The 24,046-nt window shown below is 73.6% G+C and carries 24 protein-coding genes; 14 read left to right on the top strand and 10 right to left on the bottom strand.

Going from position 1 to position 24,046, the window contains the following annotated elements; all coding sequences use genetic code 11:
• The first annotated feature begins 81 nt into the window (after positions 1-81).
• The 5 genes from lpdA (at position 82) to ACIOJE_RS29390 (ending at position 6,425) form a co-directional block, all read left to right on the top strand.
• Positions 82-1,488 (top strand): dihydrolipoyl dehydrogenase, encoded by a 1,407-nt coding sequence (gene lpdA / locus ACIOJE_RS29410; protein ID WP_400780211.1) that lies wholly within the window; start codon positions 82-84, stop codon positions 1,486-1,488.
• Between the two features lie 253 nt (positions 1,489-1,741).
• Positions 1,742-3,196 carry an APC family permease gene (locus tag ACIOJE_RS29405; RefSeq protein ID WP_280683667.1) on the top strand — a complete coding sequence of 485 codons (1,455 nt, stop codon included), beginning with the start codon at positions 1,742-1,744 and terminating at the stop codon, positions 3,194-3,196.
• A gap of 533 nt (positions 3,197-3,729) precedes the next feature.
• Positions 3,730-4,452: a leucine-rich repeat domain-containing protein gene (locus ACIOJE_RS29400; RefSeq protein ID WP_400780208.1), complete on the top strand. Its 723-nt coding sequence runs from the start codon at positions 3,730-3,732 to the stop codon at positions 4,450-4,452.
• Positions 4,453-4,651: 199 nt separating this feature from the next.
• Positions 4,652-5,896, top strand: coding sequence for a threonine--tRNA ligase (gene thrS / locus ACIOJE_RS29395; protein WP_400780206.1), 1,245 nt, complete (start codon positions 4,652-4,654; stop codon positions 5,894-5,896).
• Between the two features lie 193 nt (positions 5,897-6,089).
• Positions 6,090-6,425 (top strand): hypothetical protein, encoded by a 336-nt coding sequence (locus tag ACIOJE_RS29390; RefSeq protein WP_400780204.1) that lies wholly within the window; start codon positions 6,090-6,092, stop codon positions 6,423-6,425.
• A 75-nt stretch (positions 6,426-6,500) separates the two neighbouring features.
• Here the strand turns inward: ACIOJE_RS29390 and ACIOJE_RS29385 are convergent, their stop codons facing one another.
• Positions 6,501-6,968 carry a GNAT family N-acetyltransferase gene (locus tag ACIOJE_RS29385; protein WP_400780202.1) on the bottom strand — a complete coding sequence of 156 codons (468 nt, stop codon included), beginning with the start codon at positions 6,966-6,968 and terminating at the stop codon, positions 6,501-6,503.
• A gap of 223 nt (positions 6,969-7,191) precedes the next feature.
• On the opposite strand from ACIOJE_RS29385, the gene ACIOJE_RS29380 reads away from it, so the two are divergent.
• Complete coding sequence (locus ACIOJE_RS29380; RefSeq protein WP_400780200.1) at positions 7,192-7,380, top strand: hypothetical protein; 189 nt, start codon at positions 7,192-7,194, stop codon at positions 7,378-7,380.
• A gap of 157 nt (positions 7,381-7,537) precedes the next feature.
• On the opposite strand, the gene ACIOJE_RS29375 is transcribed toward ACIOJE_RS29380, so the two are convergent.
• Positions 7,538-7,948 (bottom strand): VOC family protein, encoded by a 411-nt coding sequence (locus tag ACIOJE_RS29375; protein WP_280683675.1) that lies wholly within the window; start codon positions 7,946-7,948, stop codon positions 7,538-7,540.
• Between the two features lie 71 nt (positions 7,949-8,019).
• Between ACIOJE_RS29375 and ACIOJE_RS29370 the strand changes: the two genes are divergently transcribed.
• Entirely contained in the window at positions 8,020-8,520 is a 501-nt protein-coding gene (locus tag ACIOJE_RS29370) for a MarR family winged helix-turn-helix transcriptional regulator (RefSeq protein WP_400780198.1), read from the top strand.
• A 19-nt stretch (positions 8,521-8,539) separates the two neighbouring features.
• Here the strand turns inward: ACIOJE_RS29370 and ACIOJE_RS29365 are convergent, their stop codons facing one another.
• Positions 8,540-9,160: a C40 family peptidase gene (locus ACIOJE_RS29365; protein WP_400780196.1), complete on the bottom strand. Its 621-nt coding sequence runs from the start codon at positions 9,158-9,160 to the stop codon at positions 8,540-8,542.
• A gap of 213 nt (positions 9,161-9,373) precedes the next feature.
• Here ACIOJE_RS29365 and ACIOJE_RS29360 point away from each other — a divergent pair, with 213 nt between their 5' ends.
• The 4 genes from ACIOJE_RS29360 to ACIOJE_RS29345 all read left to right on the top strand — a co-directional run bounded on the left by ACIOJE_RS29360 (position 9,374) and on the right by ACIOJE_RS29345 (position 12,919).
• Positions 9,374-9,778 carry a RidA family protein gene (locus tag ACIOJE_RS29360; protein WP_400780195.1) on the top strand — a complete coding sequence of 135 codons (405 nt, stop codon included), beginning with the start codon at positions 9,374-9,376 and terminating at the stop codon, positions 9,776-9,778.
• Positions 9,779-10,145: 367 nt separating this feature from the next.
• Entirely contained in the window at positions 10,146-10,874 is a 729-nt protein-coding gene (locus tag ACIOJE_RS29355) for a ScbR family autoregulator-binding transcription factor (RefSeq protein WP_280681903.1), read from the top strand.
• A 430-nt stretch (positions 10,875-11,304) separates the two neighbouring features.
• Positions 11,305-12,153: a BTAD domain-containing putative transcriptional regulator gene (locus tag ACIOJE_RS29350; RefSeq protein ID WP_400780192.1), complete on the top strand. Its 849-nt coding sequence runs from the start codon at positions 11,305-11,307 to the stop codon at positions 12,151-12,153.
• 85 nt (positions 12,154-12,238) lie between these two features.
• A complete protein-coding gene (locus ACIOJE_RS29345; RefSeq protein ID WP_280681907.1) occupies positions 12,239-12,919 on the top strand; it encodes a ScbR family autoregulator-binding transcription factor in 681 nt (226 codons plus the stop codon).
• Positions 12,920-13,040: 121 nt separating this feature from the next.
• Here ACIOJE_RS29345 and ACIOJE_RS29340 read toward each other — a convergent pair whose 3' ends face one another.
• Positions 13,041-13,823, bottom strand: a complete 783-nt coding sequence (locus ACIOJE_RS29340) for an MBL fold metallo-hydrolase (RefSeq protein WP_280681909.1) — start codon at positions 13,821-13,823, stop codon at positions 13,041-13,043.
• A gap of 90 nt (positions 13,824-13,913) precedes the next feature.
• Between ACIOJE_RS29340 and ACIOJE_RS29335 the strand changes: the two genes are divergently transcribed.
• From ACIOJE_RS29335 to ACIOJE_RS29325, 3 genes are all read left to right on the top strand, one after another.
• Complete coding sequence (locus ACIOJE_RS29335) at positions 13,914-14,510, top strand: ABATE domain-containing protein (RefSeq protein WP_280681911.1); 597 nt, start codon at positions 13,914-13,916, stop codon at positions 14,508-14,510.
• Between the two features lie 147 nt (positions 14,511-14,657).
• Positions 14,658-16,724: an NAD-dependent DNA ligase LigA gene (gene ligA, locus ACIOJE_RS29330; protein ID WP_400780189.1), complete on the top strand. Its 2,067-nt coding sequence runs from the start codon at positions 14,658-14,660 to the stop codon at positions 16,722-16,724.
• Between the two features lie 431 nt (positions 16,725-17,155).
• On the top strand, positions 17,156-17,947 hold the full coding sequence (locus tag ACIOJE_RS29325) for a putative protein N(5)-glutamine methyltransferase (RefSeq protein WP_280681915.1): 792 nt from the start codon (positions 17,156-17,158) through the stop codon (positions 17,945-17,947).
• Between the two features lie 53 nt (positions 17,948-18,000).
• On the opposite strand, the gene ACIOJE_RS29320 is transcribed toward ACIOJE_RS29325, so the two are convergent.
• The 6 genes from ACIOJE_RS29320 to ACIOJE_RS29295 all read right to left on the bottom strand — a co-directional run bounded on the left by ACIOJE_RS29320 (position 18,001) and on the right by ACIOJE_RS29295 (position 23,982).
• A complete protein-coding gene (locus tag ACIOJE_RS29320; RefSeq protein ID WP_280681917.1) occupies positions 18,001-18,432 on the bottom strand; it encodes a PPOX class F420-dependent oxidoreductase in 432 nt (143 codons plus the stop codon).
• Positions 18,433-18,574: 142 nt separating this feature from the next.
• Complete coding sequence (locus ACIOJE_RS29315; RefSeq protein WP_400780263.1) at positions 18,575-19,381, bottom strand: S1 family peptidase; 807 nt, start codon at positions 19,379-19,381, stop codon at positions 18,575-18,577.
• 201 nt (positions 19,382-19,582) lie between these two features.
• Entirely contained in the window at positions 19,583-20,842 is a 1,260-nt protein-coding gene (locus ACIOJE_RS29310; RefSeq protein ID WP_400780186.1) for a M1 family metallopeptidase, read from the bottom strand.
• A gap of 142 nt (positions 20,843-20,984) precedes the next feature.
• Positions 20,985-21,494 carry a nucleoside 2-deoxyribosyltransferase gene (locus tag ACIOJE_RS29305; RefSeq protein ID WP_400780184.1) on the bottom strand — a complete coding sequence of 170 codons (510 nt, stop codon included), beginning with the start codon at positions 21,492-21,494 and terminating at the stop codon, positions 20,985-20,987.
• A 5-nt stretch (positions 21,495-21,499) separates the two neighbouring features.
• Complete coding sequence (locus ACIOJE_RS29300; protein ID WP_280681922.1) at positions 21,500-22,120, bottom strand: class I SAM-dependent methyltransferase; 621 nt, start codon at positions 22,118-22,120, stop codon at positions 21,500-21,502.
• A 29-nt stretch (positions 22,121-22,149) separates the two neighbouring features.
• Positions 22,150-23,982 carry a hypothetical protein gene (locus ACIOJE_RS29295; RefSeq protein WP_400780182.1) on the bottom strand — a complete coding sequence of 611 codons (1,833 nt, stop codon included), beginning with the start codon at positions 23,980-23,982 and terminating at the stop codon, positions 22,150-22,152.
• Between the last annotated feature and the right edge of the window lie 64 nt (positions 23,983-24,046).

Raw genomic sequence — 24,046 nt, 5'->3', positions numbered from 1 at the left:
CCCGGTGGGTGCGGCGAACCCGGTCCTGACACCATGGGACCGAGATCACGACACCGTGACACCCTCGGAGGAGTCAGCAACATGAGCACGCACTACGACGTCGTCGTCCTCGGCGCCGGCCCCGGCGGCTACACCGCCGCCGTCCGTTCCGCGCAGCTCGGCCTCAAGACCGCCGTCATCGAGGCCAAGTACTGGGGCGGCGTCTGCCTGAACGTCGGCTGCATTCCCTCCAAGGCCCTGCTGCGTAACGCCGAGCTCGCCCACATCTTCACCAAGGAGGCCAAGACCTTCGGCATCAAGGTCGAGGGCCAGGTGACCTTCGACTTCGGCGAGGCCTTCCGCCGCAGCCGCTCGGTGGCCGACGGCCGGGTCAAGGGCGTCCACTACCTGATGAAGAAGAACGGCATCACCGAGTACGACGGCCGGGGCACCTTCGTCGACGACCGCACCCTCCAGGTCGCGCTCAGCGGCGGCGGCTTCGAGGTCGTCACCTTCGACCACTGCATCATCGCCACCGGCGCCACCACCCGACTGCTGCCCGGCACCAGCCTGAGCGACCGCGTGGTCACCTACGAGGAGCAGATCCTCACCGAGCAGCTGCCGGAGAGCATCATCATCGCGGGTGCCGGCGCGATCGGCGTCGAGTTCGCGTACGTGCTGCACAACTACGGCGTCAAGGTCACCATCGTCGAGTTTCTGGACCGCATGGTGCCGCTGGAGGACGTCGAGGTCTCCACCGAACTGGCCAAGCAGTACCGCAAGCTCGGCATCGAGGTGCTGACCTCCACCCGGGTCGAGTCGATCGACGACAGCGACCCGAACGGCAAGGTCAAGGTCACCGTCACCAAGGACGGGCAGCAGCAGGTGCTGGAGGCCGACAAGGTGCTCCAGGCGATCGGCTTCGCGCCGCGCGTCAACGGCTACGGCCTGGAGAACGCCGGCGTCAAGCTGACCGACCGCGGTGCCATCGCGGTGGACGGCCGCGGCCGTACCAGCGCCGGGCACATCTTCGCGATCGGCGACGTGACGGCGAAGCTGATGCTCGCCCACGCCGCCGAGACGATGGCCGTGATCGCCGCCGAGACCATCGGCGGGGCGGAGACCATGGAGGTCGACTTCGCCATGATCCCGCGCGCCACCTACTGCCAGCCGCAGATCGCCTCCTTCGGCTACACCGAGGCGCAGGCCCGGGAGCTCGGCTACGACGTCAAGGTCGCCAAGTTCCCGTTCACCGCCAACGGCAAGGCGCACGGCCTCGGCCACCCGATCGGCTTCGTCAAGGTCATCAGCGACGGCACGCACGGTGAGCTGCTCGGCGCCCACCTGATCGGCCCCGAGGTCACCGAGCTGCTGCCCGAGCTGACCCTGGCCCAGCAGTGGGACCTCACCGTCCACGAGGTCGCCCGCAACGTCCACGCCCACCCGACCCTCGGCGAGGCGGTCAAGGAAGCCATCCACGGCCTCGCCGGTCACATGATCAACATGTGACGCGGACCGCACGGCAGCAGGGCCCGCCCGGACTCCCGGGTGGGCCTTTCCGCTTTCACGCCCCGGCCGATCGGTTCGATGCGCCATTCGACGTGTCCGGCGCCGCCGGTGCCTGCGGGGCCGCCGTCCAGGTTTGGGAAAGTTTCCTAACTATGGCTATTGACGGTCGGTGCTCCGGTCGGGATCCTGAACTCCGCGTCCCCGGTGGCCACCTGTGCGCGCGTTGTCTCCCCCCACCTTCCCGGAGCCACCCGTGTCCTCAGGTTTCACCCGAAGAATCGGCCTCTTCCAGGCCACCGCGATCAACATGAGCCAGATGTGCGGCATCGGACCGTTCGTCACGATCCCGCTGATGGTCGCCGCCTTCGGCGGTCCGCAGGCCGTCGTCGGCTGGATCGCCGGCGCGCTCCTGGCCCTGGTCGACGGCCTGGTCTGGGCCGAGCTCGGCGCCTCGCTGCCCGGCGCCGGCGGCACCTACGTCTACCTGCGCGAGGCCTTCCAGTACCGCAGTGGGCGGCTGATGCCCTTCCTGTTCGTCTGGACGGCGATGCTCTTCATCCCGCTGATCATGTCCACCGGCGTCCAGGGCCTGGTGCAGTACCTGGCCTACCTGTGGCCGGACATGACGACCGGTCAGGGCGACGCCGTGGGTGTCGCGATCCTCGCCCTCGTCGTGCTGCTGCTGTGGCGCAGGGTCGAGAACATCGGCCGGATCACCGTCGTGATGTGGGCCGTGATGATCATCTCCGTCACGGCCGTGATCGTCGCCTCGTTCACCGACTTCCACCCCTCGATGGCCTTCGACTGGCCCGCCCACGCCATCGAGCTCACCCACGGGCAGTTCTGGATCGGCTTCGCCGCCGGCCTGACCATCGGCATCTACGACTACCTCGGCTACAACACCGCCTCCTACCTCGGCGCGGAGATCAGGAACCCGGGCCGGGTGATGCCGCGCGCCATCATCTTCTCGATCACCGCCATCATGGGCATCTACCTGCTGATGCAGATCGGCGTGCTCGGCGTGATCGACTGGAAGGACATGCTCGACCCCGGGAACGTGGCCTCCAAATCGGTCGCCTCCGCCGTACTGGAGAAGACCTGGGGCAAGGGCGCCGCCGACACCGTGACGGTGCTGATCCTGATCACCGCCTTCGCCTCCGTCTACACGGGCCTGCTCGGCGGGTCCCGGGTGCCGTACGACGCGGCCCGCGACGGGATGTTCTTCCGCGCCTTCGGCCGACTGCACCCCAGGCACGGCTTCCCGGTGGTCGGCCTGGTGGCCATGGGCACCGTCACCGCCGCCGGCTTCCTGTTCGCCCGGCACATCGGCAGCTCCGCCGAGCACCCGCCGCTGACCATCCTGATCACCCTGCTGACCAGCGTCATGGTGATCGTCCAGGCGCTCGCCCAGATCGCCGCCGTCACGGTGCTGCGCAAGCGGCAGCCGCAACTCGCCCGCCCGTACCGGATGGTGCTCTACCCGCTGCCCGGCGTCGTCGCCGCCGTCGGCTGGCTGGTCATCTACGGCTACGCGGACAAGGCCAACCCGGGTGTCCACCCGATCGAGTGGTCGCTGGCCTGGGTCGGCCTCGGCGGCCTCGCCTACCTGGTGTGGTCGAGGGCCGAGGGCGCCTGGCCGTTCGGGCCGAAGGTGATCCGCGAGGAGTACCTGACCGCCCAGAACGCCGAGGTCCCCGCCGAGCCCTAGGCGGGCCGTCCGGCCTCGGCGCGGTGACCGGACGAGCCGTCAAGGGGGGACCGGCACGCCAGGATTCCCGCCTGGTGGGGCGTGCATGACGCCTGGTGGGAGGGTTGGCGAATCTCCTTCGACCGGGGCGACGTCGAGGCGCTCGGCCTACGCGGACGGCGGGGCCTGCGCGGCGGCCACCTCGACGGCCGGTCCGACGGCCGGTCCGCTCCGTGCCACGCCTCCCGCCCCACCCGGACCGGACCGGACCGGAGCTGGTGCGCCGGGCCGCCGACCGGTACGGACCGCGCTGGGCCGCCGCGACCGTGCCGGTGCTCCCCGGGAGCTTCTGCACCGCGTCGTCGACCGCCTGTTCCACCCTGCCGACGGCACGGGCGCACCGCGGCCGTACCGCCGGGGGGTGCGGGGGTGTAGGCATCCCCGGCCCGGCCCGGTGAGCCCGCCCGTCGACCTCCTCTGCCCCGTCGACCTCCTTTGCCCCGTCGGCCCCGTGGGCCCCGTCGCCCCGGAGCGGCGGCGGGAGAATGGTCGGCGTGACAGACGTGACGCTGAACCTCTGGCGCCGGCCGCTGGGCGCGGTGCCGGCCGAGGTGTGGGACCGGACCGACCTGACCGTGCTCATCCTCGCCGAGACCGGCCTGACCGAACTGCCCTCCGAGGTGGGGAGGTTACGGCGGCTGCGCACCCTCGACCTCGGGCACAACCGGCTCACCGGGGTGCCCGCCGAGCTGGGCGACCTGATCGCGCTCGGCGACTTCCTCTACCTGCACGACAACGCGCTGACCGCCCTGCCGGACACGCTCGGCCGGCTCACCGTGCTGCGCTACCTCAACGTCGGCGAGAACCGGCTGTCCGAACTCCCCGCCACCGTCGGCGAGATGACCGCCCTGGTCGAGCTGCGCGCCCAGCACAACCGGCTCACGGCGCTGCCCGAAAGCCTCGGCGGCTTGGTCGGACTGCGTGAACTCTGGCTGCGCGGCAACCGGTTGACCGCCCTGCCGGACACCTTCGGTGGGCTCACCGGACTGCGCGAACTCGACCTGCGGGAGAACGCGCTCGCCGAGGTCCCGCCGGTGCTCGCCGGGCTGCCGCTGCTGCGCCGGCTCGACCTGCGCGGCAACCGGATCACCGAACTGCCGCGCTGGCTGGCCGAGCTGCCCGCACTGGAGAAGCTGGACCTGCGGTGGAACGAGGTGCGGCCCTCACCGCGACTGCTCGGCGAACTCGACGCACGCGGCTGCGTGGTCCTCCACTGAGCGGGTGCGCCGTAAAGATCGCCGCGGCGGCCGGCGCCCTGCTACCGTGGACGGCATGAAGCGCGCTGCACTCGCCACGACGACGCCGGAGAGAGTCCCGGCGCGCTGACTGCTGACCTAGTCCGAAGCCCCGGGGCGAGTGCCCCGGGGCTTCGCCGTTTCCGGTCCACTCGCCCGCCCACCCGAGTGGAGACCCCTCATGCACGACCACCGCAAGCTCGGCCGCGAACTCGACCTGTTCGACACCGACCCGCTGATGGGCTCCGGCCTGCCCTACTGGCTGCCCGACGGCGCCGCGATCCGGCACGCCCTGGAGGAGTTCATCCGCGAACGCGAGCGGCGGGCCGGCTACCGCCACGTGTACTCGCCGGTGCTCGGCAAGCGCGAGCTGTACGAGATCTCCGGCCACTGGGCGCACTACCGCGAGGACATGTTCCCACCCATGGAGCTGGGCTCGGAGGAGATGGTGCTGCGGCCGAGCCTCTGCCCGCACCATGCCCTGATCTTCCGCTCCCGCCCCCACAGCTACCGGGAACTGCCGCTGCGGATGGCGGAGTTGGGCGGAATGTACCGCTCCGAGCTGTCCGGCGTGCTGGGCGGGCTGACCAGGGTCCGGGCGATCCAGCTGAACGACGCACACGTGTTCTGCACCCCGGAGCAGGCCGCGGACGAGGCCGTCGCCGCGCTGGAGCTGATCCGCGAGGCGCACCGCGCGCTCGGCGTGGAACCGGTCCGCTACCGGCTCTCGCTGCCCGGCGCGGGCGGCAAGTACGTGGCGGATCCTGCCCTGTGGGAGCGGGCGACCGCGCTGCTCACCGACGTCCTGGAGCGCTCCGGGGTGCCGTTCGAGGCGGCGGAGGGCGAGGCCGCGTTCTACGGGCCGAAGATCGACGTGCAGATCGCCGACGGCGCCGGACGCGAGTTCACCCTGTCGACCGTGCAGATCGACTTCCACCAGCCCGAGCGGTTCGGACTGCACTACATCGGCCCGGACGGCGCCAAGCACCGGCCGGTGATGGTCCACCGCAGCGTGATCGGCAGCGTGGAGCGGGTGGTCGCCCACCTGATCGAGCTGTACGGCGGCGCGTTCCCGGCCTGGCTGGCCCCCGCGCAGGTGGTGCTGCTCCCGGTCTCCGAGGGTGAACTGCCGCAGGCCGAGCGGCTGTGGCAGCGCTGCCTCGACCTGGGACTGCGCGCCGAGGTCGCCGGGCCCGAACACGGCAGCCTCGGCGCCCGGATCCGGGCGGCGCGGCTGGTGCCCTACCAGGCGGTGATCGGGGCCAAGGAGGCCGCGGACGACCTGGTCGCGCTGCGGCTGCGGGACGGCCGCCGGCTCGAACCGCTGCCCGCGGAGGAGGCCTGGGCCAGGATCGGCGCGCTGGTGGCGGCGTGCAGCGCCGAGCTGTGGGCGAACGACCCCGGGCAGGGCGACCCCGGGCGCTGACCCGGGCGGGGCCCGGTGCCATCCCGGACGGGCCCGGTCGGCGATCCAGCGGCATACGTACGACTAGTGCGGTCTGCGGTGTGTCGGTCGGGCCGGGGGAGCGGGCCGCCCGTCGAATGGGCGCGGGCGGCCTCGTCCACGGCCGCCGCCGTCCCCCTGTTCCGGCCTGTCCCGGACCGTTTCGGAGGTACTCATGCGCATCCCGCGCCGGCTCGTCGCCCCCGCGTTCGGCTGTCTCACCCTCGCCGGAGCGGTCGCCGCCGCCCCGGCGACCTCGGCCGCGCTCCGCCCGCTGCCCGTACCGGACGTCCGGTACTGCGCCGCCATCCTCGGGCACGTCCCCGGCGCCGACGGCCGCTCGCCGGCGCTCGGACACGCCTGCTCGCCGGCCTCCCCGGCCGACGCGCTCGCCCACGCCGACGGCGTGGCCGCCGGGGCCGCCCGCACCGCCGAGCAGCCGGCCGACCGCACGCTGCTGCCGGAGGAGTTCGAGGACGCCGTTCGCGAACTGCAGGTCTTCCACAACTGACCGCCGCCGCCCGCCGCTGACCGCCGGGAGCACGGGGGCCGCCCGGCGGTCAGGACTCGTTCGCCCGCCGCCGCGTCACCCGGCGGCGGAGAGCTGCTTGGTGAGGAAGACCCGGCTGGTGCCCGGCGGATCGCAGGGAACCTCGCCCAGCAGCCGCCACCCGTGCTTGAGGTAGAAGCCCGGGGCCTGGAAGCTGATCGTGTAGAGCACGGCCGAGCGGCACCCGCGGGCGCGGGCCTCCTCCTCGGCCCGCCGCAGGATCTCCGCGCCCAGCCCCTGGCCGCGCAGCCCGGGCGGCAGGTGGAACAGGTCGACGAAGAACAGACCGAGCGAGGTGCGCCCGGTCAGCCCGCCGAGCATCCGGCGCGTCCGGGGCTCACGGACCAGGACGGCGAGCGGGCGGCGGTCGTCGACCCCGGTCCGTTCGACGTTGAAGCGGTCCAGCGCGTCGGAGACCAGCGCGAGGTCTGCGACCGTGGGGCTGTCGGTGACGACCAGGTCCGGCCGTGGCGAAGCGGCGACGGTCGGGTGGGCTGCGGTCATGGCTCCTCCATGCCGAGGGCACGGGCGGCCCTGCGGACCCGGGAACGCTACGTCGAGGCATGGACGAACGGCATGCGGACCGGGACGTGGGGGTGGACCTGTCCGCCGTGGCCGGGCTGCTGGCCGACGGCACCCGGGCCGCCTTCTGCCTGGCCCTGCTCGACGGCCGGGCCTGGACGGCGAACTCGGCATCACCCTGCCGAACGGATCCCGCCGCCCGCTCGTGCGGGCCTGCCTGGACTGGACCGAGCGCCGCCCCCACCTCGGCGGCGCGGCTGGGGCCGCGCTGTGCACCCACGCGCTCACCGCCGGATGGCTCAGCCGGATCGGTACCACCCGCGCCATCGCGGTCACCCCGGTGGGTCGGCAGGCCTGGCACGACCAGCTCGGCCTGCCGCCCGCCGACCTGTGACAGGAGAGGGCGGGCCGTTCTGGGTATCGGGCGCTTTCGGCTGTCCCCGTCAGGCCGCGGCAGGGGGCGGCCGCCCCTCCTGCCGTGGGCGCCGTCGGTCAGCCGGCCTCGGGCCCCTCGGCCGACCCGCCTCGACGTCCGTCCGGGCGCCGTCGGCTCAGTAGGACTGCAGCTCGATCAGGTGGCCGTCCGGGTCCCGCAGGTGGGCGGTGCGCAGGTTCGGCCCCCACGCGGGGCGGTCGGTCGGGCCGACGACGAGGGTGCCACCGTGGCGCAGGCAGAGGGCGAGGGCGTCGTCCACGCTGGACACCCGGAAGACCAGCATCGCGGCGTCCTGGGCGGGGGCGCCCGGGCGGTCGGGCAGGTCGGTGGTGCCCAGGGTGGCGGCCATCGAGGCGCGGTCGTAGAGCACGAGGACGGCCTGCTCGTCGACGTCCCAGTTGGCGTAGGGGCCGTCGGGCGTGCCCTTGACCAGGGTGGCCCCGGTGAGTGGTGGCAGGACCGCCCGGTAGAAGTCGAAGCACGCGGCGAAGCGGGTGACGAGCAGGCGGGGGTACAGGGCGTCCACGGTCGAGGCTCCTGGGTTCGGAATATTAGTGGGTCCGCACCCACTATAGGGATCGACCCTAAACTGCCGCCATGGCCACCGAACCCCCGCTCCCCGACCTCGACCGCGTCCCTGCCCCCACGCCCGCCCTGCCGCCGACGCTGCTCGACCTCAGCACTTTCCTGCTCGCCCGGATCGGCCGGACCGCGCGAGGCCGCCTCGCCGAGCGGCTCGCCGAACGCGGCCTGCGGCTCTGGGACATGGCCGTGCTGGCTGCGCTCGCCGACTTCGGGCCGCACGCCCAGCGGGACCTGGTCCAGCGGTTGGGCGTGGACCCGAGCGACATGGCCAAGGTCGCGGACCGGCTGGCCGCCGCCGGGTACGTCGAGCGCACCCGGGACCAGGCCGACCGGCGCCGGGTCTCGGTGGCGGTCACCGACACCGGGCGGGCGCTGCTCGCTGAGCTGGACGCCCGGGCGCGCGCCGTGCAGGACGAGGTGCTGGCGCCGCTGGACGAGCGGGAGCGGCAGGTGCTGCAGGAACTGCTGCTGCGCGTCCACCGGGGCCTGGGGGAACGGCGCGGCAGCGTCTAGGGCCTGCCGTCACGTGCGGTCAGGCGGCCGGCCCGGGGCGCCGGGCGCCGGCGAACTCGCCCGCCCAGCGCGGGACGTCCAGGACGTGGTCGACCTGGGCCACCAGCGTCCCGGTGCGCTCGGCGTGGATCATCGCGCCGTCGCCGACGTGGATTCCGACGTGGTGCAACGGCGCGTCCGGGCGGGAGAAGAAGAGCAGGTCGCCCGGGGCGAGGGCGTCGCGCTCCACCGGCGCACTGCGGTGGAACTGGGCGACGGTGTAGTGCCCGAGTTCGACGCTGCCGTGGCTGGCCAGGTACCAGCAGTGGAGGGACAGTCCGCTGCAGTCGAAGCCGACCGTGCTCTCGCCCAGGCAGGTGCCGTCGAGGTAGCCGTTCTCCTCGTCGCAGAAGCCGAGGCTCGCCCCCAGCCGGTCGCCGCCGCCCCAGGCGTACGGCACGCCGATCTGGGCGGCGGCCACCTCGGCGACCCGGCGGCCGAGGGCGGCGGACGGGAGGGCCGGGGGCGCCGCGTGGTTCGCGGCTCGGGCCGCGGCCGCGGGGGCGAGTGCCGGGATGAGTCCCGCCCCGAGCGCCAGGCCCAGCATCCGGCGCCGCCGGACTCCGAAGGCCTCGTCGCGATACGGCGGTTGGGATTCCATCGATGACCCCTGGTGTTCGGCGCGCCGTCGACGCGCGCGGTCGGAGGCACCAGGATTCCGGCCCGGCGGGTCGGCCCACCATCACCCATACCGGTGAATCGTGGGCGCACCGGGCCCGAGGTAAAGGGGAAACCGCTGGTAAATGGTTTGACGGTCGGTCAGGAGAAACCAACGATGGGCGCAAATGTTCGGTCGAGACCTTCGGAGTGCCCCATGAGCAGTGCCGTCAAGCTGATCCGAAACTCCCGCCTCACCTCGACCGTCGACTACGCCTATGCGGCCGTGGTCGACGCCCCGGCCCGCTCGCTCTGGCTCGCGGGCGCCTGCCCGCTCGACGCCGAGGGGCGGACGGTCGCCGTCGGCGACTACGAGGGCCAGGCCCACCAGGTGATGCGCAATCTGATCACCACCTTGGAGGACGCCGGAGCCGGGCTGACCGACATCGCCCGGACGACGGTGTACGTGGCCTCCGCCGACCGGGCCGACCTGGTGGCGGTGTGGAACGTGTATCGCGAGTACATGGGGGAGCACGACGCCCCCAGCACCCTGCTCGGCGTCTCGGTGCTCGGCTACGACGACCAACTGGCGGAGGTGGAGGCGGTGGCCGTGCTGCCCTGACGCCCGCCGGCGCGGCGGGAGTTGCGCCGGCCCGGCGACCGGTCCCCCCGTAGGCCTCCGCCGAGCCTCGTGCGGTCGTCCGGCGTATTCACCGGTGTGGTTGTGGAGCCTCCGGGATCGGCTTCCGGGCCCTGGATGTCCGAATTCAGATACCGATCGTTCGGTTTTCTGCTGCCAGGTGGCGTGCGGCGCCGACCCCGCTTTTGGCCACCCGTCGACGGGCCGGCGACCCGTGGGCAAAGTGCGGACCATGCGGTGGGGAGGGGGAGCGTTTGAGGCGATTCGCCGACATCGTCTTGTCGGCCGTAGGCCACCGGTAGCTAAGATACGGGGTGTTTGGTTTTGTTTTCCGGGAGCTCTGGGTGGGGTGGTTGCGGTGGTACGGCAGGAGCGGGCGCTCCGGACGCGTCGGCTGATCCTGGAGGCGGCGGCGTCGGTCTTCGACGAGTTCGGCTACGAGGGCGCCACCATCGGCGAGGTGGTCTCGCGGGCCGGCGTGACGCGCGGTGCGGTGTATTTCCATTTCGCCTCCAAGCGGGATCTGGCCCAGGGTGTCGTCGAGGAGCAGTTCGTCCAGGACGGTGTGCCCGAACGGGTCTGCAAACTGCAGGAGTTCGTGGACACCGGGATGGTGGTGGCCTATCTGATGCCACGTGATCCGCTGCTGAGCGCGGGGGCCCGGCTCTCCCTCGGCCAGGACGTCTTCGACGACCTCGGCGGCGGTGCGATCCCGGGCTGGATCAGCCGGTTGGAGGCGCTGCTCGTCGCAGCGGGCGAGCGCGGCGAACTGCTGCCGCACGTCGTCCCGGCCGACACGGCGTGGTTGGTCACGGCCGCGTGGACGGGTGTGCAGATCCAGTCGCAGAAGCTCTCCGGGCGCGCCGACCTCGAGCGGCGGGCCGCCGGGCTGTTCCAGCACCTGATGCCGAGCGTCGCGGTGCCGGGTGTGCTCGGCTCGCTGCAGATGGGACCGGACCGCGGCGCCCAGGTGGTCGCCGAGGTGGCGGCCGCCCGGGCGGCGGCGGAGGGTGCCGAGGCGCCGGGCGAGTCGCAGCCGGAGGCGCAGGTGGTCGCGGACGGGGTCGGCGTGGGCTGACGGTCCGACGGCGGCCGGAAGTCTCGCTGGCCGGTGCGGAGTTGATCGAGGCTCGGTGGCCTCCCTGCTCGCGGGGGCGTCCGAGCGGCGGCAGGCCGGGCGATGGTCGGCCGGCCGGCGGCCGGCTGGTCGGTGGTCGGTGCGGGTGTGGGCGAATTGGCGGCGGCGCGGGATCCATGGGGGTCCGACGCCGCCTTCGGTTTGTCCGTGCGCGGATGCGCTGCGTGCCCGGGTCGTGGCACGGCGTGGATGCCGCGCCACGACCTTGGTGGCGGCCACTCATCCCACGGAAACAAACAGCGCGTTCGGTTTTGTATTGACAAACCGCGCGTCCTGTTTTTGACTGGTGACAGTCGCCCTAGGGGTGTCGACCCGGGTGCCGGCCGCGGCGGATCGGCCTGCGGCGTTCCGTGTGATTGGGGTGGTCATCGTGGAAATTCGGGTGCTCGGGGCGCTGGACGTCCGGGTGTGCGGAGTGTCGGTGGTGCCGTCGGCGCCGAAACCGCGTCAAGTCCTGGGGCTGCTGGCCCTGCGGGCCGACCAGGTCGTTCCGGCCGGGGTGCTGGCCGAGGAACTGTGGTCGGGCCGCCCGCCGCGCAGCGCGCGCACCACCGTGCAGACGTACGTGCTCCAGCTGCGCGACATGATCGACCGGGCGCTCGCCCAGGTGGGCACGGCCGCAGGGGTCTCCTGCGCCAAGGACGTGCTGGTGACCTCGCCCGGCGGCTACATGCTGAACAGCGGCGGCGGGTTGACGGACGTCCGCGAGTTCGAGCGGCTCGCCGGCATGGGCTACCGGGCCATGGACGGCGACGACCACCCGCTGGCCGCCAGGATGCTCGGCGAGGCGCTCGGCCTGTGGCGTGGGCCGGCCTTCGCCGATGTGCCCGCGGGCGGCCAACTCGCCGTCGAGGCCAAGCGGTTGGAGGAGACCCGGCTCTGTGCCCTGGACCAGCGGATCGAGGCGGACCTACGGCTCGGCCGCCACCGTGTGCTGCTCGCCGAACTCACCGTCCTGGTCGACCGCTACCGCACCCACGAGAGCCTGCACGGCCAGTACATGATCGCCCTGCACCGCTCCGGCCGACGAGGCGAGGCCCTGGAGGCCTACCAGCGCCTGCGCAACACCCTGGTACGGGAGCTGGGCATGGAACCCTCGGCCGGGCTGCGCCGGCTGCAGCGCTCCATCCTGCTGGCCGGCCCGGAGCGCCCGGACCGCGAAGCGGCCGCGGCCACAGCGCCGGAGGCGGCCACGGCCAGGTTCACCAGGGTCGGCTGAGGACGCGCGGAAGACGCCGGCGCCGCCGGGGCGCCGCTCGGGTGTGGTCGGAACGTGCTTGTCGTTGTGAGGGGTTGTGGGTCGGGTGGTGCAGGAGAGGTCGGAACGGACGCGCGGACGGCTGGTCGAGGCGGGGGCGGTGCTGTTCGACCGCTGCGGCTATGCCGGCGCCACTCTCGGCGAGATCGCCGGTGCGGCGGGAGTGACGAAGGGCGCGCTCTACTTTCACTTCGTGTCCAAGGAGGAGCTGGCCCAGGCGGTGTTCCAGCAGGCCGAGCGCTTGCTGCGCAGAGCCTGCGGCGCCCTGCGCGCCACCTCCTCCCCCCTCCAGGCGCTGATCGACCTGGGCCACTGGCTGGTCGACGCCCTGGAGTCGGACGCCGTGGTCCGCGCGGCGTTCCGGCTCGGCCGGGAGGGTGGCGGCTGGCAGCCGCAGGCCGCCGTGCCCCCTCCCGGCGGAGTCGCCTCCGGCGCCCTGGTCGCGGGTATGCGGGGCTTCCACGGCGTCTGGGCCGGTGTCGTCCGGGACCTGCTGACCGGCGCCCGGCGGGCCGGTGAGCTGCGTGAGCGCACGGGCGCGCTCGGGCCGGAGACCCTGGTCGTGGCGGCAGCCTGCGGGCTGGAGGTGGTGTTCGGCGACGGCTGCCCGGGCGAGGAGCGCGCCCTTCGCGTCGGCGCCCTGTGGGAGTGGCTGCTGCCCTGCCTCGTCCCCCCGGGCTCCGCCGACGGCTACCGGACCAGGCCGCTGGCACCGCTGCCCGGCTGAGCCCCGGCGGCCTGCGCCACCCCGCCGGGCGGGCGGCTCAAGAGTAGGCGGGTCAAGGGCGGGTGGTTCAAGGGTGAGCGGGTGGGGCGTTCCGTACGGCGCGCCCCACCCGGTGCGCTGGTCACGCCGAGCGGAGGCGCTCCGCCAGGCCGGCGGCGGTGAAGGCGGCCACCAGGTCGTCGCGGTCCTCGGTGAAGTGGGCCCAACTGTCGTGGTGGACGGGGACCACCCGGCGGGCGTCGAGGATCCTGGCGGCCTCGGCGGCCTGGGCGCTGTCCAGGACGAGGGGCGCGCCGTCGAAGAGAGCGGGGAAGCGGGGCGCCCCGGCGAACAGGATCGCGGTGTCCACGGGTGCGAACCGTTGGGCGATCTCCTCGACCAGGGGGAGTGAGGCGTTGTCGCCGCTGACGTAGACGGTGGGCAGCCCCTCCCCGGTCAGTACGAAACCGACGACCTGGCCGGTGACCGCCTCGACCTCCGCGCGGGACCCGGGCCCGTGGAGGGCGGGAACGCCGGTCACGGTGACGGTGCCGCCGCCGGGGCGGTCCAGCGTGATGGACTCCCAGTCGGCCAGCCCCCGGGCCGTCCCGCCGAGGCGCCGGCCGCCGCCGGGAGTGGTGAGGGTGAGCGGGACGTCGGCCAGCAGCGCCCGGCCGGAGTGGTCGAGGTTGTCGGGGTGCTCGTCGTGGGAGAGCAGGACGACGTCGACGCGGCCGGTGTCCGCGGGGCTTCCGGCCGAGGGCGCGGTCTTGGTCAGCAGTGGGCCGGCGGGCCGCTGGTAGTCGCCCGGCTCGTCGAAGGTCGGGTCGGTGAGGAACCGCAGGCCGCCGTAGTCGAAGAGGGCGGTCGGGCCGCCGAAGAGGCGGACGGGGAACTGCTCGACGGTCGTGTCGGAAGAAGCCATGGCGAAGTACACCTCACGGATTGAAGCGGTTTATCCGTGAGAAAAGCTAGCCCGTTCTCACGGATGAGCGCAACCGCTACCATGAGATTCATGACGGAGACCGACGACGACCCCGCCCCGCCGCCTGCGACGGGCGAGCAGCAGTACCCCTCGATCGCCCTGGTCAACAGCGCCGTCACGCTGCCCGGCGGACACGTGGTCGACCGCCTGGGCACACCGGCGTCCGCCGAACAGTGGCTCCTGGAGCACGAGCTCGCGCCCGCCGACGCCGGCCTGCGGGAGATGTGCACGGCGCAGGTGCGCTCGATGCGGGAGCAGATCAGGACCTTGTTCGCGGCCCGGGTCGCGGAGCTGCCCGCGCCCGCCTCCGCGCTGACCGCCGTCAACGACGCCCTGACGCGTCTCCCCACCGCCCGGCTGCTGCGGTGGGACGACGGCAACGGCCCCTACCGTGCCGCACCGCACCCCACCACCGAGATCGTCGACCACGCCCTGGCGACCCTCGCCGCCGACGCCGCGGACCTGCTCACCGGGCCCGACGCCGTCCGCCTCACCGCCTGCGGCTCCACCCCGTGCACCCGGTACCTCCTCCGGCACGGCCGCCGCCACTGGTGCTCCACCCGCTGCGGCGACCGCGCCCGCGCGGCCCGCGCCTACGCCCGACGCACCCGGCCCCAGCCGGACTGACCGCCCCGGCGGGAACCCGGGGCCGTGCCCGCGCGTCCCGCCGGTCCCGCCCGCCCGCCGACCCGCCGGCCGGGTCGGGTCGGCGGGTCGGGTCGGGGGCCGCGTTCGGCCGGGCCGAATGTCAGTGCGGCTCGCCATGATGGCGGTATGAAGGACGCAGCCACCATGGCCTCTCCCGCCGCCCCGGCCTCCCCGCAGGCCTACGCCGATGCCGTCGCCGCCGCCGTACGGGCCGCCGCCGCGTACTACGCCGACGGCGCCACCCCGCTCGGCGACGACGAGTACGACGCCCTGGTGCGGGCGATCGAGGCCTACGAGCGCGAGCACCCGGACGAGGTGCTGCCCGAGTCGCCCACCGGCAAGGTGGCCGGTGGCGCGGCGGTCGGCGACGTCCCGCACAGCGTGCCGATGCTCTCCCTCGACAACGTCTTCTCGGCCGAGGAGCTGGAGTCCTGGGCGGCCGGCCTGGAGCGTCGACTCGGTCGCCCGGTCGCCGCCTGGTGCGTCGAGCCGAAGCTGGACGGCCTCGCCATCGCCGCCCGCTACCGGGCCGGCCGGCTCACCCGGGTGCTGACCCGAGGTGACGGCCTGGCGGGGGAGGACATCACCGCCGCGGCCGACGCCGTGCTCGGCCTGCCCGACCGGCTCGCCGAGCCGGTCGACGTCGAGCTGCGCGGTGAGGTGCTGCTCACCCACGAGCAGTTCGAGCAGGCCAACGCCGTCCGTACCGCCCACGGCGCCACCCCGTTCGCCCACCCGCGCAGCGGCGCGGCCGGCACCCTGCGAGCCAAGGACCGCGCCTACCGCGTCGAGCTCACCTTCTTCGCCTACGACGCCCTCGGCCTGCCCGGCCTCGACCACGCCGAACTGCTGGTCCGGCTGGCCGCCCTCGGCGCCCACACCGCCGCCGGCACCGCCGCCGCGCCGCGCCGCTGCGCCACCCTCGCGGAGGCGCAGCAGCGGATCGACGAGATCGCCGGCCTGCGCGCCGCGCTGCCCTTCGGGATCGACGGCGTCGTGGTGAAGGCGGACGCGGTGGCCGACCAGGAGGCGGCCGGGTCCGGCTCCCGCGCGCCGCGCTGGGCGGTCGCCCGCAAGCTGCAGGCGCAGCACCAGGTCACCCGGCTGCTCGGCGTCGAGTGGAACGTCGGCCGCACCGGGATCATCGCGCCCCGGGCCGTCCTCGAACCGGTGGTGATCGACGGCGTCACCGTCACCTACGCGACCCTGCACAACCCGGCGGACATCGAGCGCCGCGGCCTGATGATCGGCGACCAGGTGTTCGTCTACCGGGCCGGCGACGTGATCCCGCGCGTCGAGGCGCCGTTGGTCGACCAGCGCACCGGCGCCGAGCAGCCGATCGCCTTCCCCGAGGTCTGCCCGCGCTGCGGTGACGCGATCGACACCTCCGAGCAGCGCTGGCGCTGCGTGCGCGGCCGGGCCTGCCAGGCGGTGGCCTCGGTGATCTACGCGGCCGGGCGCGACCAGCTCGACATCGAGGGCCTCGGCGGCACCCGGGCCGTTCAGCTGGTCGAGGCCGGGCTGGTCGCCGACCTCGCCGACCTGTTCACCCTCACCCGGGAGCAGCTGCTCACCCTGGAGCGGATGGGCGACACCAGCGCCGACAACCTGCTCGCCGCCATCGAGACCGCCCGCAGCCGCCCCCTGAACCGGGTGTTCTGCGCCCTCGGCATCCGCGGCACCGGCCGGACGATGTCCCGCCGGATCGCCGCGCACTTCGGCAGCATGGCCGCGATCCGCGCCGCCGACGCCGAGGCGCTGGCCGGCGTGGACGGCATCGGAGCCGAGAAGGCCGCTGTGATCGTCACCGAACTCGTCGACGTGGCGGCGCTGTTGGACCGGCTCGCGGCCCAGGGCGTCGGTACCGCGGTGACCGAGCCGACCGCTCCCGCCGCCACGTCTGCGGACGGCGGCTCGGCGGCCACGGACGGCACCGCCGCGGGCCCGCTGGCCGGACAGAGCGTGGTCGTCACCGGCAGCATGACGGGCGCCCTCGCCGAACTCTCCCGCAACGCGATGAACGAACTGATCGAACGCGCCGGCGGCAAGGCCTCCTCCTCGGTGTCCAAGCGCACCACCCTGCTCGTCGCGGGCGAGAAGGCCGGTTCCAAGCGCGCCAAGGCCGAGGATCTCGGCGTGGCGGTCATGACCCCGGAGGAGTTCGCCGCCCTGGTGGCCGACCAGCTCGGCTGAGGGCCGGACCATCGGTGCCGAGCCCCGAGCCCCGAGCCCCGAGCCCCGAGCCCCGAGCCCCGAGCCCCGAGCCCCGAGCCCCGAGCCCCGAGCCCCGAGCCCCGAGCCCCGAGCCCCGGGCCATCGGTGCCGAGCCCCGGGCCGTGGGTGCCGAGCCCCGGGCCGTGGGTGCCGAGCCCCGGACGACCGGAGCCGAGCCCCGGAACACCGGTTGATCACCGGCGTCGGCGGTGCGGTAGGGTGGCCGACGCCGAGTATGACCGCGACTCAAGGAGGTGAGCCCCATTACCGGTATGTCCGAGCGGGTGCTCCCGGAGCGCGGCCGTGCGGGCGCCCCGCGCGCGTAGCGCGGACGCGTCGGCGCGGCGCCGGCCCTTGTGGGAGCCCTGACGGAGTCGTCCGTCTCCTCCCGATTCCCCCAAGGGGTTCTCTTGTCGGTCTTTGCCTCCGCCGCCCTCCGTTCCTCGGTGATCTCCCGGCTGCGTGCCGCCGGATGCGTGTTCGCCGAGGACGAGGCGCGGATCCTGCTCGCCGCCGCCACCACACCGGCCGACCTGGGTGTGATGGTCCGCGCCAGGGCCGAGGGGCGGCCACTGGAACACGTCGTCGGCTGGGCCGAGTTCGCCGGACTGCGGATCGCCGTCGACCCCGGCGTGTTCGTCCCGCGCCGTCGCAGCGAGTTCCTGGCCGCCACCGCCACCGCGCTCACCGGCCCGGGCGCCGTGGTCGTCGACCTCTGCTGCGGCAGCGGCGCCCTCGCCGCCGCGGTGGCGGCCGCCGCCACGCACCCGGTCGAGCTCTACGCGGCCGACGTCGACCCGGTCGCCGTCCGCTGCGCCCGCCGCAACCTGGCCGGGGCCGGGGCCCTGGTCGTCGAGGGCGACCTGTTCGCTGCGCTGCCCGTCGACCTGCGCGGCCGGATCGACGTCCTGCTGGCCAACGTCCCGTACGTCCCGAGCGCCGACATCGCGCTGCTGCCGCCCGAGGCCCGTCTGCACGAGGCACGGCCGGCACTGGACGGCGGCGCGGACGGACTGGACGTGCTGCGCCGGGTGGCCGCCGAGGCACCGGGCTGGCTGGCCCCGGGCGGCTCGCTGCTGTTCGAGACCAGCGAGCGGCAGACGCCGACGGCCCTCGCCGTCGCCCGCGCGGCCGGGCTCGACGCGGCCGACGGCTGGTGCGAGGACCTCGACGCGACGGTCGTCACCGCGACCCGGCGCTGACGGGCCGCCCCGCCGCCCGGGCCCGGCGCCGACGGGCCGGGCGGCGGGGCGGATCAGATCCGGGCGCCGTAGACGTGGTCGACCGGGACGGTGATGAGCACGCGGCGGTCGGAGACCATCGCCTGGCGGTACTCCGCCCAGTCGGGGTGTTCGCCGGCGGCCCGGCGGTAGTAGTCCACCAGCGCCTCGACCTCGGCCCCATCGGGGTCGGTGCCCGGTCCGGTCAGGCCGGCGACGCCCTCGGCGGTGGCCCAGGAGCGCCCGTCCGGCCCGGTCACCTCCAGGCTGACCCGGGCGTCCCGGCGCAGGTTGGCGGTCTTGGCCAGGCCTTCCCTGGTGGAGATGAGGATGGCGTTCGCCGCACGGTCGTAGAAGGGCATGACGGGCGAGAGCTGGGGGCGGCCGTCGGCCTTGATCGTGGCGAGGATACCGAGCCGGCTCTCCGCGAGGAGCGCGTACGGGTCGAAGGATGTGGTGGTCGTCATGGCAGCATCATCGGGCTTCACACCGGTGTGAAGGTCAAGGCGCGGCAGGCGTGTTGCGGTCGGTCGGCCGGCCTGGCTGTTGCGCGGACCCACCGTACGGCACCTGCCTGGGGAGCGGATGCCGTACGCGGGCGGCAGCCGGTCAGCTGTTGCGGCTGATGGTGTCCCGGATCCAGTCCGCGTAGGCGGGCGCACTGGTGTAGAGACCCGGACCCTGCGAACAGGGGACCCCGGGGGCGCCGGGGCCGGAGGTCACGCCGATGAGCTCCCACCGCCCGCCCCGGCCCCGCTGGATCTGCGGCCCGCCGGAGTCCCCGAAGCACGCCATGGCGTCCGGCACGCGGCTGATCGTGCACAGCCTGGTGGGGTCCGCGTAGCCGGGGGCGCACTCGCTCTCGGCTCCCCGGCGGGTGTCGAGCTCCTGCAGCCGCTCCGCGAACCGCGCGTCGGCCAGCTCGGTGATGTCGACGACCGTGCCGAAGCCCAGCAGCCGCGTGTCGGTGCCGGGCCGCCCCGGCTGCTTCGCGATCCGGACGGGCTTCTGGGCGACCGGGCGATCCAGCCGGACCAGTGCGACGTCGTCGCGGTTCGCGGCCACGTTCTCGCCATTCCGGTAGCCAGGGTGGACCACCGTCAGATCGATGGACCGGACGGTGCCGCCGGAGTGCCGCTGGGCACTGCCGATCCGGACGGTCCCGTCCAGGTCCACCGGCCCGGTCACGCAGTGGGCCGCCGTCAGCACCCACTGCGGATCGATGAGCGACGCCCCGCAGGCGCCGTCGGTCAGACCCGCGGACGGGGCCGACATCGGGATCGACGCCATGAACGGGTAGCGCTCGGTGGAGTCCCGTCCGTTGACGATCGCTCCGGCGCTTCCGGCCGTCATGGTGGCGCCCACCGCGGCGACGAGGCCGGCGACGGTCACGGCACGCGCGGTCCGACGGCGCATCAACTTCGGCAAGGTGACGTTCCTTTCCTGCTGTTCGGATGTGTCCAGCCTGCGCGGTCAAGATCCACCGAACCATCAGGACAACCGGCCGACGCCTGGTGGGGACAGCCCCCGATCCCCCCGGGGGCTGTCCTGACCAGGGGGATCAGGCGGGCGTGGGCAGCGCCCCGGCCGGACACCCGGCTCAGGGCCCGGCGGCGGTCAGCCGTCGATGCGGTGCTCGCGCCAGAAGGGGGCCAGGTCGATGAGGGTGGCGGCCTGGGCGGCGGACTTGAAGGCGGCGGTGGTGGAGAGGCCGTACCAGTGGGTGCGGGCGTAGTCGTGCAGGAGGGCGGACATCGCGGCGGGGCCGATGAGGCGGCGCAGTTCGTGCAGGGCGCAGGCGCCGTGGTCGTAGACGACGGCCTCGTAGCGGGCGGGGTGGGCGTCCCAGTAGGCCATCGGGTTGGTCAGGCGTTCGGCGTCGGACTCCCAGGGGGTCGCGGCCGTGCAGCCCTCGCCGGTGCGGCCGAGGGCGAGGTCGGTGGCGTACTCGCTGAAGGACTCGTCCAGCCAGGGCGCGCGGTACTGGTCGTCGCCGACGATGCCGTACCACCACTGGTGCGCCAACTCGTGGACGAGAGCGCTGGGTTTGACCCGGTCGAGGACGAAGGCCGGGTACTCCATGCCGCTGAACCAGAAGGCGTTGTCCAGCACGACGGCCAACTCGCCGTACGGGTAGGGGCCGTAGCGGGCCGAGTGGGCGTCGATGGTGGCGAGGGCGAGCTCGAGCATCCGCCGGGCGTCCTCGGCGGTGACGTTCGCGGCCGCGAAGACGCCGATCCGGACACCGCCGGGGGAGCGGCCGGTGATCCGGGTGAACGGGCCGGCCGCCCAGGCGAAGTCGCGGACCTGGCGCGCGGCCGCCCGGGTGATGGTCCGGCCCTCGGCACCGGGGGCGTCGACGGCGCTGCCGGTGGCGGGGACCAGCAGCTCGGAGGGGTGGTCCAGGGTGACGGCGAAGTCGGCGGCGAGGGCGTAGAAGGACTCGCCGTTGCCGGTGTACGGGTCGAGGTGCCAGCCGGCCTCGTCGTGGACGGCGAGCACCGGCAGCGCGTTGCCGAGGAAGGTGAAGGCGCCGTCCCGTCCGAACCGGTCGGCGGCGCCGGGGGCGTCGACGGCGAGGTCGAACTCGACGGTGCCGGCCGCTCCCGGGGGCAGCGGCCGGGGCAGGGCGACCCGTAGCGCGGTGCAGTCCAGGGAGTAGCCGCCCGAGAGGCCGGACAGCCGGACGGGCGGTGCCGCGCAGCCGCCGTGGGAGTTGTCCCAGAGCCGCAAGTACACCTCGTGCAGCGGCTGCGGCGAGGCGTTGGTGAAGGTGATCCGCTCGTGGCCCCGCCAGCTGCCGCCGGTGGCGTCGCTGCGCAGCGCGACGGTGTAGGCGGGCCGGGCCGGGGTGCGGACGGTGTCAGCCTGCGGCACAGGCACAGGCACAGGCACAGGCGCAGGCACAGGTGGTGACGGTGGCGGGGCCGCGGCCACCGACAGGAGCACGGCGAGGACGGCGAGCAGGATGGGGGTTCGTCTCATCGGTCGTGCTCCGATCGGTGGCCGCCGGTGCGGGTCAGCGCGCCGGGATGGTCTCCCGGTGCCGGGCCAGCACCCGTTCGACCGCCCGGTCGACGCCGGGCAGCGCGGTGCCGAGGTCGGTGTAGACGACCTGCTCCACGGTCGCCACCGTGTGCAGGCCCTGGACCAGGAAGGTGTACTCCCGGCCGCGCTCCAGCAGCAGGACGATCGGCTTGCCGAAGGCGCTCGCCCAGCCGATCTCGATGTGGGTGCCGGGCGAGGCCGGGAAGCCGGGCAGGGCGACGAACAGTTCGGCCTTGCGGATCTCGTCCTGGTCGAGCTTGGTGCACTGCTCGGGCCGCATCAGTTCCTCGCCCCACGCCTCGCGGCGGTGGGCGTTGTGCACGGCGACGCCCTGGGCTTCGAAGTGCTTGATCAGAAGGTCGAACGGCGCCCGGGCGTCGTCCGGCATCAGGCCGGTGGCGGGGTCGAGGAGTTGGATGAACGGCCCGGCCAGGAACAGTGAGCGGACTGCGGGCGCGGCGGCGGTGGGCTGAGTGGTCATGGCGGTCAGTCCTTGATGAAGCACTGGATGTAGGCGTCGCCGCTGGTGCCGAAGGTGTACTCGGTGGTGTCGTAGGCCGTGTACGGGTGGCGCTCGACCCGGATGGAGCGGAAGTGCGGAGTGTACTGCCAGCGCAGCTCGGGCTTGGTGCTGAAGAAGGGGATGAACACGCCGCCCGGGCGCAGCGCCCGGACCACCTCGGGCATGGTCCTGGCCCACAGCTCGGCGTCGGTCCAGACCTCCATGTCCAGGGCCGGGTCGAAGAACATGCCGTCGATGCTCTCCGAGGGCAGTTCGAAGATCCGCTGGAAGAAGTCGCCGCGCTCGACGGTCAGGTTCCCGGGCAGGTCCGGGTTCTTGGCCCGGAACAACTCCTCGACCTCGTCGAAGAGTTCGAGGACGGTGTGGCGGCGGGTGGCGGGGTGTCGGGCGATCCGCAGGGCGGACAGGCCGAGGCCGAGCCCGACCTCGTAGAAGTCCTGGCCGTACTCGCAGAGCAGGTCGGCGCTGGCCCACATCAGGTCGCGCTCCCAGGCCTGCATGGCCTGTTCGCCTCCGATGCTGAGGGTTACTTCACCGTTCTGCTCGATGAGTCGGATCTCGGGCTTGGTGGCAGGCGTCGTCATGGCGGTCGTCTTTCTCGTGGTGCGGGGGATCAGCGGGGCAGGACGCCGAAGTGGCGCCGGGCGGTGGAGACGGCGAGGTCCTGCACGGCGAAGACCGTGAAGTAGTACGCCTGGGGGGCGGTGGCCGGGTCGAAGCGGACGCGGAACACGACGTACTGAGGCTGTCCGCCGGTGGCGCGCACCTTCACCAGCTCCGGTTCGACGCGGGCGTCTTCGCGCAGGTAGGTCGGCACGAACAGGCCGAGCCGGACGGGGCCGGTGCGGGCGGCGTTGAGGACGGCGCGCACCTCCAGGAAGCCGCCCTGCTCGACCTCGTCGGCGCTGTACGCGAGCAGCGAGGGCGCCTCCGGCAGCCGGAAGGTGACGTCGCCGCAGCGCATGCAGACCGCGCAGGTGGTGTCCAGGACCTGCGGGAGCAGGCCGCGGCGGGTGAACTCCTGGGCCGGGCGGCCGCAGTGGCAGGTCACCTCGCGGACCTCGTGGTCGAGCGAGCTGCGGTCGCCGAAATGCGCCGGGTAGGTCATCAGCTCGTCCTCGGGGTTCGCCGCGACCTGCCCGGCGATCGCGTGGTCGAGCGACTGCAGGTCGGCGGTGAGCGAGGTGTGGATCTCGGCGGCGGACTGGTCGGCCAGGTGGGTGGGCCGGGCCACCCAGAGGTCCACCTTGCGGGCCAGCTTGGTCAGCCGGGGGCGCAACGCGTGGTTGTGCGGCAGGAGTTCGGAGCCGAGCAGGGCGTTCAGCCGGCGGCCGACGGTGAGCACCAGCGGGTCGGGACGGTGGTCGGCGGGCTCGGGTGCGGGGTGCGGGGTGTCGGGCAGGCCGAAGCGCAGGAAGGCCGGGTAGGGGTGCGAACCGGCCAGGCTGGCGTTGAGGGTGTCGACGGTGTCGGCGCCGGTGAGGGCGGAGCGCATCCAGGCGACGTTCTCCGGCCGGTCGGAGTCGTGCACCGAGACGGCGGCGACCACCGTGCGGGCGGGCCCGTCCAGCGCGTTGAGCAGCAGCTGGTACTTCGGGTCGTACAGCGCGAGGTCGGCCAGTGGCCCGCTGTTGCAGGCGCTGAGCACCACCTCCACGGCGGTCACCCGGTGCAGCGGGACGAGCTTGTCCTCCGGCTTGTAGCAGGGCAGCCCGTACGCGCAGCGCGGGCCGAGCAGCCCCGGCCGGGACGGGACGGCCGGGTTGAGGCCGCAGATGGTGAACTCGCCCAGGTTGACGCTGTCGTCCTTGCCGTGGCCCTGGAAGGCGACCTTGCGCCAGCGGGTGCCGAGGATCGCGGACTGGATGTCGACGCGCTCGAAGTCCCGGTCGTCGAAGACCTGGACGCCGGGCAGGTGCGGCGGCCGGTCGGTGTCGGTGAACAGGCCGAGGGCGTCGATGCCGGTGTCCGCGCGGGCGTACTGCTTGGCGATGCTCCAGGCCAGCGAGGCGGCGTCCCGGCCGCTCAGCAGCGTGAGGGCGTGGGTGCGGCTGCGGTAGGTGGCGAGCAGCAGCGAGCGCACCGGGTCGAGGGTGAGCCGGTCGTAGCAGCCGATCAGCAGCAGGCTGCCCGGGTGGTCGCGCAGGAAGGCCGGGGCGTCGGCGAGTTGGTTCTCGGGCAGCCAGGTCCGGGCCAGCGGTCGGGCCAGGTCGGCGACGCCGTCCGGGAGTCGGTCCTCGCCGAGGACGACGCCGAGGTCCAGCGGCCGTGGCCGGTCGAGGGCGGTGTAGAGGCGGGAGGCGAGCTCCGCGCTCTGCGCCAGGTCGTCCCGGCCCTCGACCGGGACGGGCACCGCGACCGCGTCCGGCGCGTCCAGGAACTCCTTGACGGCGGACGGCAGGTGGGCGAACTTGACCGGCCGGAAGAGCAGGCCTGCGGGGTTCATCGTCGGTGACCTCGTGGGAAGGAGGGGTGGGAACGGACGGCTGCCGGATGGCGCCGGGAGTCGG

The organism is Kitasatospora sp. NPDC087861 (assembly GCF_044742585.1).
Classification (GTDB): Bacteria; Actinomycetota; Actinomycetes; order Streptomycetales; family Streptomycetaceae; genus Kitasatospora.
Note: the sequence above shows the minus strand (reverse complement) of the source record. Positions and strands in the feature narration are given on the sequence as shown.

Bases quoted from the DNA above. Each gene is read 5' to 3' on its own strand.
- lpdA (WP_400780211.1), top strand. From the start codon at position 82: ATGAGCACGCACTACGACGTCGTCGTCCTCGGCGCCGGCCCCGGCGGC.
- thrS (WP_400780206.1), top strand. From the start codon at position 4,652: ATGCACGACCACCGCAAGCTCGGCCGCGAACTCGACCTGTTCGACACC.
- ACIOJE_RS29390 (WP_400780204.1), top strand. From the start codon at position 6,090: ATGCGCATCCCGCGCCGGCTCGTCGCCCCCGCGTTCGGCTGTCTCACC.
- ACIOJE_RS29385 (WP_400780202.1), bottom strand. From the start codon at position 6,968: ATGACCGCAGCCCACCCGACCGTCGCCGCTTCGCCACGGCCGGACCTG.
- ACIOJE_RS29370 (WP_400780198.1), top strand. From the start codon at position 8,020: ATGGCCACCGAACCCCCGCTCCCCGACCTCGACCGCGTCCCTGCCCCC.
- ACIOJE_RS29365 (WP_400780196.1), bottom strand. From the start codon at position 9,160: ATGGAATCCCAACCGCCGTATCGCGACGAGGCCTTCGGAGTCCGGCGG.
- ACIOJE_RS29360 (WP_400780195.1), top strand. From the start codon at position 9,374: ATGAGCAGTGCCGTCAAGCTGATCCGAAACTCCCGCCTCACCTCGACC.
- ACIOJE_RS29340 (WP_280681909.1), bottom strand. From the start codon at position 13,823: ATGGCTTCTTCCGACACGACCGTCGAGCAGTTCCCCGTCCGCCTCTTC.
- ACIOJE_RS29335 (WP_280681911.1), top strand. From the start codon at position 13,914: ATGACGGAGACCGACGACGACCCCGCCCCGCCGCCTGCGACGGGCGAG.
- ligA (WP_400780189.1), top strand. From the start codon at position 14,658: ATGAAGGACGCAGCCACCATGGCCTCTCCCGCCGCCCCGGCCTCCCCG.
- ACIOJE_RS29320 (WP_280681917.1), bottom strand. From the start codon at position 18,432: ATGACGACCACCACATCCTTCGACCCGTACGCGCTCCTCGCGGAGAGC.
- ACIOJE_RS29315 (WP_400780263.1), bottom strand. From the start codon at position 19,381: ATGCGCCGTCGGACCGCGCGTGCCGTGACCGTCGCCGGCCTCGTCGCC.
- ACIOJE_RS29305 (WP_400780184.1), bottom strand. From the start codon at position 21,494: ATGACCACTCAGCCCACCGCCGCCGCGCCCGCAGTCCGCTCACTGTTC.
- ACIOJE_RS29300 (WP_280681922.1), bottom strand. From the start codon at position 22,120: ATGACGACGCCTGCCACCAAGCCCGAGATCCGACTCATCGAGCAGAAC.
- ACIOJE_RS29295 (WP_400780182.1), bottom strand. From the start codon at position 23,982: ATGAACCCCGCAGGCCTGCTCTTCCGGCCGGTCAAGTTCGCCCACCTG.